Source organism: Photobacterium malacitanum, assembly GCF_900185615.1.
Taxonomy (GTDB): Bacteria; Pseudomonadota; Gammaproteobacteria; order Enterobacterales; family Vibrionaceae; genus Photobacterium; species Photobacterium malacitanum.
The window spans coordinates 924,064-933,437 of the sequence record NZ_FYAK01000002.1; the positions used below are offsets into that span (position 1 = coordinate 924,064).

The window sequence follows — 9,374 nt, forward strand, 5'->3', positions numbered from 1 at the left end:
CACCATTAAATTTAAAATAAAAAAACGGCTTTGAACATATGTCCAAAGCCGTTAATTATTCGATGATATTTTAACTCACAATTTACCTAAGCATTCTAGCTAAGGTAACAATGACGACTACGCCTCAGCGTTTAGCAGAGCCATTGATTGTTGAGCGATAACAAATTCTTCATTGGTTGGAATAACCATCGCTAGTGGAGTGCCTGCTTGGCTGATAACACCTTCAGCACCAAAACGAGCAGCTTCATTACCTGCAACATCTTCACGGTAACCAAAGATTTTCAGTAAACGCATAATTTCACTACGTACTGGTAAAGAATTTTCCCCAATACCACCAGTAAAGATGATACCGTCTAATTCATCTAATGCGACCATATAAGAAGCAATATATTTAGCAGCGCGGTAACTAAATACTTCAAAAGCAAGTTTAGCATCATGATTACCAGCTTCCATCGCTTCAATGATGCCACGACAATCACTGGTTAAACCTGAAATACCTAAGAAACCTGAGTTACTAACAAGTTCTTTATGTAAACGTTCAGGCGTCCAACCTTTCTTTAATAAATATTCAAGAATACTTGGATCAATATCACCACAGCGAGTGCCCATCATTAGGCCAGCAAGTGGGGTGAAACCCATTGAAGTATCAATACTCTCACCATTTTTAACCACACAAACTGATGCGCCATTACCAAGGTGAACTGAAATAAAGCTTGATGCTTCAACAGGTTTATTAATTCTTTTTGCTGCTTCACGGGTAACATAATAGTGGCTAGTGCCGTGTGCGCCGTAACGACGAATATTATATTGCTCGCTGACTTCTTTAGAAATAGCATAAGTATATGCTTTTTCTGGCATTGTTTGATGGAAAGCAGTATCAAACACAGCAAATTGCTGCAAGGTTGGGAATGCTTTGGCAGCAGCACGCATACCTAACACGTGAGCAGGATTATGTAGCGGAGCTAAATCACTCAACGCTTCAATATCAGCCATAACTTGCTCAGTAACGCGCACAGTTGAATTAAACTTAGTACCGCCATGTACAACACGGTGACCAATGGTCACGATACTGTCTTTCATACCAAGCTCATCAACTAATGTAACGATACGATCAATCGCTTGTTGATGATGACCTTCAAGGCCTGTTAGTTTAAATTCTTGTTTTTCACCGTTAACTTTCCAGCTAACGACAGCTTCAGGGAGATTAAAACACTCACCAAGACCACTTAACGTAGCTTCACCGGTTACAGTATCAATCAATGCAAATTTAAGTGAAGAACTACCAGAATTGATTACGAGAACTAAAGAATTGCTCATGGTTATCTCATCAGAATTTTTAAGGGCGAATTTCGGATTTATAACAACATCCAGTTTCGGATTTACTCAGTTCAATGCGTGATATTCATTCAACTCAGTAAGTACGTGCCAATCATATTACTCAATTTTTTTTTAAAGTCTCAACTTTTGTTTCAAAAACCACTTAAAAATTTAAAATTTACTGGTTTAGATCAATTTTAAGACTAAAAATCGATTTAATTCGCATAAATCCGCACCATTTGATCAAATTAAGTTGAGTCTGAGGTATGAAATTTTTCTAGATTTTAAGCTTTCGTAAACAATATCGTATGATTTACCCATCAAAACGATTAAAAATACAACGTTTTTGATGATTGAATTTCAATTAAAAAATAAAATAGGCACACTAAAAATAATCTTATCAGTTATGCATTCTTACAGCGAATACTAAATGGTAAGAAAACATTACCGATCACAAACAAATTCTCTTTAATTCAACTTATAACTGAATTATTCATCTGTAAGTGAACTATCCATTGCTTGATAGTAGTCATACAGACTATCAATATCTGCACTACACATAATTGCCATGGCCGCTTTTAGTTGTGATGTCGACCAATTCCACCATTTCATTTCCAATAATTGCTCAATATGGTGTGCAGCAAAACGTTTCTTTACGCATCGGCCAGGATTACCAACCACAATCGAATAAGGTTCAACATCTTTAGTGATCACCGCTCGTGTCCCAATAACGGCACCATCACCAATGGTAACCCCAGGCATAATCACGCATTCAGCACCAAGCCAAACATCATTACCAATAACAGTATCTCCCGCACGTTCAAAACCACTTTTAACACCATCACCAAATTCTGAAAAATCAAAAGGAAAAGATGAAATCCAATCATGTCGATGACCTTGATTACCTGCCATCATAATCACAACACCACTCGCGATAGAACAAAACCGCCCAATAATCAGTTTATCAACCTCACCGAAAATACCAGATTGCCACACCTCATTAGTCGATTTATCCCCCAACAAGTAATGCACACATTGATCTTCAAAGTGATGTTGGTGGTAATAACCAGAATAATAGCTGTAATCTCCTACCTCTATATTAGGATTAGTAATATGCTGCTTAATTTCATAGCCACCAATCCAAGACGGAAAAATACTCAACCCCATAACAATTCTCCTTTATACTAATATTCACAACAAATCAGCCTATTATAATAATGACTTTGGATCTCTCAATGACACTCGATAATTTATATAACGCCTATCTAGGCGAACTCTATGGCATTAGCTTTTTTACAACCTTTGTTGAACAGTATAGTGACCGTAGCCATAACAACAAATGGCAAGCTTTATTAGATATTGAATTAATAACAGCCAAAAAACTAAAACTAGCCTTACAACCATTAGGTATGGAATGTCCTGATTATGATGCAGAAATGGCGCAAAAAGGCATAGCCGATGCAAATAAATGGTTGCACCTACCATGGCCTATATTGATTGATACTATGGTTACATGGGTTGCTCCTTATCAACAACGCTATCAGCAGCAAGCTGATAATGCACAACAACATCAAGATTTATATACACTCGTCGCAGATCATGAAAATACAATTTATGATTTTCTATTGGCAGAACAGTCAGGTTCAACGGAAAGTTTTCAAATATTGCAGCATTTTGTTAATAAACATAGCACAGTACAGAATTAAAATTCGCAACTAAATTTATATTAAAAACAAAACTAAAAACAAAAGGTTGCAAAAATAAACATCTAAATAGATTTTTAAATTAAAATTTTTTTGCATTTAATTGACATTTACAGACAAATAAATGCTCATAATATCGACAGTTATTAGCGAGTCCTGTTTTTTAGAAAATAGCACTCATACTAAAAGATGTGTTTAGCATCTCACTGACGATAATCGCAAAAGGAAGATAAATGAAAAAAATCTTACTGATCGCCCTAGGTACAGTTGCAATCATGACTGGATGTAAAACATTACCAGCACCAGGTACAGCTAATATGTCAAATCCTGCCGCTGATTACTGTGTACAGCATGGCGGTACCCATAAGATTATTACCAATAAAGATGGTAGCCAAGCAGGCGTATGCCAATTTAACAATGGTAGTCAGTGTGATGCTTGGGCATTTAAACGTGGTAACTGTAGTCCAGAAAATAACGCACCAATAGTTTACTAATATAAATAATATCAACTTAAATATATAACGAGTATACGAAGATCTCCCCCTTCTTTGTATGCTCTTTTTTTGCATTGTAATTTCATATAAAATCATTATTTAATAGTAACTTGGTAACGAACATTGGCGCGATGACCAGCACCTAGCTTACCGATTAATTGCCATCTAATCACACCTTGATATCCGACCCGATTCACACCATCAGGTGTGGTAACATCACAACTGATCGTTGAAGGTAAGTCGCTATTATTACAAAGAATAACAGCAGCTAAAGCCGTGAACGGAGGAACAGTACTAACTAATTGAATATTTGAAATCGCATCATCGGTACCATTAAATACATCAATATTATATTCAATTACATCACCCGGCTGGCCCTCTAAGGCTGTTAAAGCCTCACTACCTTGTGTGATATTAGTAACAGTTTTAGTGAGTATCACCCCAGAGCCAAACGAATTGTAACTTACTGATATTATACAAATATAAAACAAAAAACCACGAATAATAACCAACATAACCTAGCCTATATATCTACAGTTTAATTAGTAATAATTTTATTACTTATGATTTTATTGTTTCATTTATTATTCATTGTCTTATTTTTAAGAAATATAGAGTTATCATAAACCTCGGAACGATGATCAAGTTGAGATTATTTACGGTTAATGTCATATCAATCGCTGCAGAGAAACTAAACCATGCATTAATTAATAAAAAATGGCTATAAAAGTAAAATCAATCACCTTTCCATCCAATTTAAATAATAAATAACTAAAATAAACAATAACTTAATTTAATGAGTCACAACCATAAATAAAAAAACAGAACATTGCCTTGATCATCGTTCCAGTATTTTATCGATGCTATTAACAATATTTCGATGACTAATTAAAGACATTACAGCATCTCATAACTATTCATTTTTTATAATCACTTTAAATTCTAAAATGTTGCTTTATGCTTATACCATCTTTGAGTTATTAGCTAGAGGTACCCCATGAATGAGATAAATCACATAAGTGACTTTATAAGACAAAATCATTTATTAACGTTATGCGCTAATTTCGATACCGATTTATGGTGTGCGAGCTGTTATTATTCTTTTAACCCAAAAAAAATGTCTTTATTAATTATGACGAGTGAAAGTAGTCATCACAGCCAACTAATGATGCTTAATAAGAATATCGTAGGCACCATCGCTCCTCAAACTACAAATATAATTGATATAAAAGGTGTTCAATTTAAAGGTAAAATAAAAAAACTAACAAATAAAGAAGCAGAAATAGCAAATACTCATTATTATAATAAATTTCCTAGTGCTAAATTTATTTCAGCCCCGATTTGGGAAATAGAACTGCTCACGATAAAAATGACAGACAATAGCCTCGGTTTTGGTAAAAAACTGTTATGGCATCGCAAGTATGAAAAAGAATACACCAATCACTGATTAACAATACAAAAAGCACAATGTCAATGGGTGATTTCCCCCCTATTTTGTTATCTGTTGCTTAGATATAGTTGCAGCATTAATATGCTGCCTAAGAAGGTATAATATTAATAATTATCGCTAAGGGTTGTTGTAATATATCTATTTCAATAACAATACTTAACGATTACCTCTTCTACACGTCGTACAGGATTATACTCTTAGGAGTCAACATCTTGTTTTTGCCGATCTATAAGGTCGGCTTTTTTTTATTCAATTATTTTTAGCTTATAAAATGAGCATTACATGTTATATACATTTACCCGTACTAATAAACTCTTTAGAATTAGCAAAAATAATAATTAATAAAAGATATAAAGCTCACAAAAAATGAAAAATAATGGTAGTTATCCCTCATTCGATATATTAAATCAATTACCTGGCTGTTGGGGTTGTAAAGATTTAAACTCTGCTTTTGTTTATGTAAATGAGGAATATTCAAAAATCATTGGTTTAAAAAGTCCTCAAGAGTGTATTGGATTAACTGATTTTGATATGCCTTATTTAAGCAAAAAATATGCAAAAATATTTCAGCAGCAAGATTTACAAGTAATAGAATCAGAAAAGCAATTACGCATACTTGATATCCATCCGTACGCTGATGGTAACTGGAGGGCACATTTATTTACCAAAATAGCGCTAAGAAATGCTAATAATAAAATTATTGGTACTCTCTTTTCAGGTATCGAGCTAAAAAACACTTCTTTGCTTGAAATTGGACATTGGATTTGTCGTAGTGACAGCGCAAAACAACAAGATAAAGACAAAAATAATCAATCACCAACAATTTCTCTCAATACTAGAGAGTCAGAAGTCTTATTTCTGCTACTCTATGGCAAAAAACCACAATACATATCAAAAACATTACAGTTAGCAGTCAAAACTGTTGAAAATTACGTGGTTCGATTAAGAGAAAAATTTGATGCTAACTCTAAAGGTGAATTGATTGAATTAGCACTTGATGCGGGGTTTGGTTCTCATATTCCTGAAAGTATGTTGAAAACTCAACAATCAATTGTATTAAAGGAATTCTAATTGAAATTAGCAGAGTATCACTACTCTGCTAATTAATATTTATGGTGCTAAACGCTCAATTTTCCACTGATTATCATCATTTCGTAAATAAATAAAACGATCATGTAAACGATGCTTACCACCTTGCCAAAATTCAATCGAATCAAATTTCACTCGGTAGCCCCCCCAAAAGCTAGGAAGAGGTACTTCACCAGCAGAAAACTTTTGTTTTAACTCAAAGAACTTTCCTTCAAGTGCCTGACGGGCAGACAAGCGCGAGCTTTGTTTACTTGCCCAAGCAGCTATCTGACTTTCTTTTGGACGACTTGAAAAATATTTCATAACTTCAAGTGTTGATAATTGCTCAACATGCCCAGTTACATGAACCTGACGTTCAAGTATATGCCATGGAAAATGTAAACTAATTTTATTATTTATATTCAATTGTTCAGCTTTACGGCTGCCTAAATTAGTATAAAAAATAAAACCATCTTCATCTACGTCTTTTAATAAAACAATTCTCTGAAATGGTTGGCCATCAGCATTGACAGTAGCAATCGTCATCGCTGTTGGATCAGGTAAATTAGCTTCAACAGCTTGTTGTAGCCATTTATTAAATAACACTAAAGGCTCTTTAGGTAAATCGTCACGACGTAGACCGCCTTTGGTATATTCTCGGCGAATATCAGTCAAGTCCATCTTCTATCTCCTACTCGCAAATATTTAAAATTAATCTCGATTCTTGATGAATAACTGAATAAAAAACACTTCTTTTATGCAAACGGTTAATTGTTGCATAAAGAAATAGACGCATTTATCGAAACACAACTTTTATTGAGAAACAATCAACTGCATATAGTCTAGGTTTGATAAATTATAACAATCAGACATCTTCATTTTCAGCATCTCTTTATCAAAAGCTATTCCTTGAATGCTGCCCTTAATTTTTTTTGGTGCTTAAATTATGACACTTTTCAAACGCCAAGTTATCAGTATAACTGTGTTAGTTTGCGCTATTGTTAGCGCTGCATCTGTTCAACAAATTTATTCAAGTTATTCAACATTAAAACACCAACATATCGCAATATCACAAACAGATATTAATCGTGCTTTAGCTATACTACCTCAAGCTCTTACAAAGCTAAACGTTCCTATGCTGTCTAATACTCAAGAGCAAGAATTATTCACAATTACGAATCATTTATTTTCCAACGCAACTTATAGCCAAATAAATATTACAGCAGCAGATTACAATCAGCTTATCCGTCAAGATAATGTAATACCAATGACCCATACTCCAACTTGGTTTCAGAAAATATTTAAAATCCCCTCTCATACAGAACAACGCCTCATCGAACACAATAATAAATCATTAGGTTTATTAACAATAACAGTTCAACCCGTTGTTACTTACCAACAATTATGGCAGATCAGTACTCGAACAATATTAACCAATCTCCTGATTGCGATTCTATCGAGTTTATTAGTTTATTTAATTTGCCGTAAAAACTTTTCATCATTGGCTCGGCTCACAGCACGTGCTCGCACTATAGATAATTTAAACCAGGCACCGCTATCGATACCTAACGAATCAGATTTGGCAATTATTGTGAAAGCATTTAATAAAATTTGTGCTCAACTAGATGCCAATTTTAAAAACCAAGCTGATGAAGCAATGAAATTAAGACAGCAAGCCTACCTTGATACCATATCAGGGTTAGGTAATCGCAGTTTCTTTATTCATCAACTTAGCTCATGGCTAAACGAATCACATAAAGGTGGCTTAGGATTAATTCAGACGGATTTAATTAATGAGTGTTACCAAAATAAAGGATTTAAAGAAGGTGATGAATTAGTAAAAACAATTGCAACACGGCTAAATGAAGTACTTATATTTAATGATGTAACACTTGCTCGTCTTTCAAAAGATGAGTTTGCAATACTCATTCCAAATATTTCAGTCGAAAAACTGCAACTTTGTAGTAAATCATTAGTCAATGTTTTTAATGATTTAAACACTGATATAGCAACACTTAATAGCAATGTTGCTATTGGATTAGTTTTTAATGAAAACAAAAGTACGCCAAGTCAAATATTAACTCAGTTAGATAATGCATTAACTCAAGCGAAGATAATGCCTCATGATGCAGTTGCAATCATCAAAGATATAAATAACCAAACAACACTAGGAAAACAGCAATGGAAATCTTTACTTGAGGAAGCAATAAGTGAAGATTTATTTGTCTATAAATTTCAGCCAGCAACACTTTCAAATGGTGCTAACTATCATTATGAAGTGTTCACCGCAATTAAGAAAAATAACAACTACTATTCTGCTGGAATGTTTTTAGGGGCAATAGAAGATCTTAAAATAGGGAGTTGGTTTGATCGTCATGTCATTGTCGCGATTATTAACAAATTAAATGCAGATAGAACAAGTGGCCCTTTTGCTATTAATATCACTAATAGCTGTATCAATGATCCAAGCTTTATCCGTTGGTTAGATAACCTTCTTCAAAAAAACACACTTTTAAGCTCTCGCCTCTTTTTTGAAATCCAAGAAATTAGCTGTATTAGACACACAGATGCAACTGGTATTTTATGCTCAATCATTCGAAAATATGAATTTGGCTTCGGTATTGATAATTATGGTCGTAACTTTCAATCTTTAACTTATTTAAAAGAACTCCAACCTAATTATGTAAAAATTGATTATGTCTATACTCATCAACTCAATGACCAAACCAAATCGACAGTACTATCATCAATCTGCAGAACAGCCCATAGCCTTAATATAAAAGTTATTGCAACACGGGTCGAAACAGCAACTCAATTAGAAAGGCTGTCTGAACTTTTCGTCGGTGGCTACCAAGGATTCATAACAGAAAAACATCCCCAACCTGCTTAATCCATTTACATTGTAAATCACAACGATTCTAAAACTCTATTTACAGTGTAAATAGAGTTTTTTTTTGAATCTGATTTACACTGTAAATATAAAAAACAAATATTCCCAACATTGATTCAATTTACAGTGTAAATTAAACAATATTAAACCAAGTGCATATGAAGTTTCCCTCTTTTTAGTACCGTTATACTCAATGTTTAGCTGTAGTGTTTAGCTGTGGAGTTTAGCTGTAGTGTTTAGCTGTGGAGTTTAGCTGTAGTGTTTAGCTGTGGAGTTTAGCTGTAGTGTTTAGCTGTGGAGTTTAGCTGTAGTGTTTAGCTGTGGAGTTTAGCTGTAGTGTTTAGCTGTGGAGTTTAGCTGTAGTGTTTAGCTGTGGAGTTTAGCTGTAGTGTTTAGCTGTGGAGTTTAGCTGTAGTGTTTAGCTGTGGAGTTTAGCTGTAGTGTTTAGCTGT

General features: G+C 34.0%; 9 protein-coding genes. 5 read left to right on the forward strand and 4 right to left on the reverse strand.

The features are described 5' to 3' along the window. Positions 1 to 117: 117 nt before the first annotated feature. Together PMAL9190_RS09355 and PMAL9190_RS09360 are read right to left on the reverse strand one after the other, a co-directional pair. Positions 118 to 1,317 carry an acetate/propionate family kinase gene (locus PMAL9190_RS09355; RefSeq protein ID WP_087844904.1) on the reverse strand — a complete coding sequence of 400 codons (1,200 nt, stop codon included), beginning with the start codon at positions 1,315 to 1,317 and terminating at the stop codon, positions 118 to 120. A 489-nt stretch (positions 1,318 to 1,806) separates the two neighbouring features. Continuing rightward, positions 1,807 to 2,484 (reverse strand): CatB-related O-acetyltransferase, encoded by a 678-nt coding sequence (locus PMAL9190_RS09360; protein ID WP_087844905.1) that lies wholly within the window; start codon positions 2,482 to 2,484, stop codon positions 1,807 to 1,809. Positions 2,485 to 2,552: 68 nt separating this feature from the next. On the opposite strand from PMAL9190_RS09360, the gene PMAL9190_RS09365 reads away from it, so the two are divergent. Both PMAL9190_RS09365 and PMAL9190_RS09370 read left to right on the forward strand, forming a co-directional pair. Beyond that, the gene (locus tag PMAL9190_RS09365) at positions 2,553 to 3,023 is read left to right on the forward strand and encodes a hypothetical protein (protein WP_087844906.1); all 471 of its coding nucleotides are present in this window, start codon (positions 2,553 to 2,555) and stop codon (positions 3,021 to 3,023) included. Between the two features lie 230 nt (positions 3,024 to 3,253). Beyond that, the gene (locus PMAL9190_RS09370) at positions 3,254 to 3,514 is read left to right on the forward strand and encodes a putative hemolysin (protein WP_087844907.1); all 261 of its coding nucleotides are present in this window, start codon (positions 3,254 to 3,256) and stop codon (positions 3,512 to 3,514) included. Between the two features lie 95 nt (positions 3,515 to 3,609). Here the strand turns inward: PMAL9190_RS09370 and PMAL9190_RS09375 are convergent, their stop codons facing one another. Further along, on the reverse strand, positions 3,610 to 3,954 hold the full coding sequence (locus PMAL9190_RS09375) for a DUF11 domain-containing protein (RefSeq protein ID WP_144384346.1): 345 nt from the start codon (positions 3,952 to 3,954) through the stop codon (positions 3,610 to 3,612). 557 nt (positions 3,955 to 4,511) lie between these two features. Here PMAL9190_RS09375 and PMAL9190_RS09380 point away from each other — a divergent pair. Both PMAL9190_RS09380 and PMAL9190_RS09385 read left to right on the forward strand, forming a co-directional pair. Then, entirely contained in the window at positions 4,512 to 4,961 is a 450-nt protein-coding gene (locus PMAL9190_RS09380; RefSeq protein ID WP_087844909.1) for a YhbP family protein, read from the forward strand. A gap of 369 nt (positions 4,962 to 5,330) precedes the next feature. Then, positions 5,331 to 6,035, forward strand: coding sequence for a helix-turn-helix transcriptional regulator (locus PMAL9190_RS09385; protein ID WP_087844910.1), 705 nt, complete (start codon positions 5,331 to 5,333; stop codon positions 6,033 to 6,035). A 39-nt stretch (positions 6,036 to 6,074) separates the two neighbouring features. Here the strand turns inward: PMAL9190_RS09385 and pdxH are convergent, their stop codons facing one another. After that, a complete protein-coding gene (gene pdxH, locus PMAL9190_RS09390; RefSeq protein WP_087844911.1) occupies positions 6,075 to 6,713 on the reverse strand; it encodes a pyridoxamine 5'-phosphate oxidase in 639 nt (212 codons plus the stop codon). Between the two features lie 265 nt (positions 6,714 to 6,978). Between pdxH and PMAL9190_RS09395 the strand changes: the two genes are divergently transcribed. Further along, positions 6,979 to 8,922: a bifunctional diguanylate cyclase/phosphodiesterase gene (locus PMAL9190_RS09395; protein WP_087844912.1), complete on the forward strand. Its 1,944-nt coding sequence runs from the start codon at positions 6,979 to 6,981 to the stop codon at positions 8,920 to 8,922. Positions 8,923 to 9,374 lie beyond the last annotated feature (452 nt).